This window comes from Psychrobacter sp. UBA2514, assembly GCF_002341255.1.
Lineage (GTDB): Bacteria > Pseudomonadota > Gammaproteobacteria > Pseudomonadales > Moraxellaceae > Psychrobacter > Psychrobacter pacificensis.
Genome location: NZ_DDNS01000001.1, coordinates 327 through 694, shown reverse-complemented (window position 1 = coordinate 694; position 368 = coordinate 327). Strand labels below are relative to the sequence as shown.

Annotated in this window: 1 protein-coding gene; it reads left to right on the top strand. The window is 49.5% G+C overall.

Going from position 1 to position 368, the window contains the following annotated elements; translation table 11 throughout:
* Positions 1-368 (top strand): cytochrome b (locus tag B3V51_RS00010; protein ID WP_286707731.1); only part of this gene is annotated, 368 nt, incomplete at both ends.

Here is a 368-nt window from a genome sequence, read left to right as displayed (position 1 = left end):
GTCAACCAGTTGGTGACCGGTATTTGGCTGACGATGATGTACAACCCTAGTGCCGAGGGCGCATTTGCGTCTGTAGAATACATCATGCGTGATGTCAAAGGCGGTTGGCTCATCCGTTATATGCACTCGACTGGCGCCTCAGCGTTCTTTGTCGTGGTGTATTTGCATATGTTTAGAGCACTGCTCTACGGCTCATATCAAAAACCTCGTGAGCTTATTTGGCTCATCGGTATGGGTATTTACCTAGCATTGATGGCTGAAGGTTTCTTCGGTTACCTACTACCGTGGGGCAACATGTCATTCTGGGGTGCACAGGTTATCTTAAACCTACCTGCAGCGCTGCCGGTAATTGGTGACGGTCTTGCTGA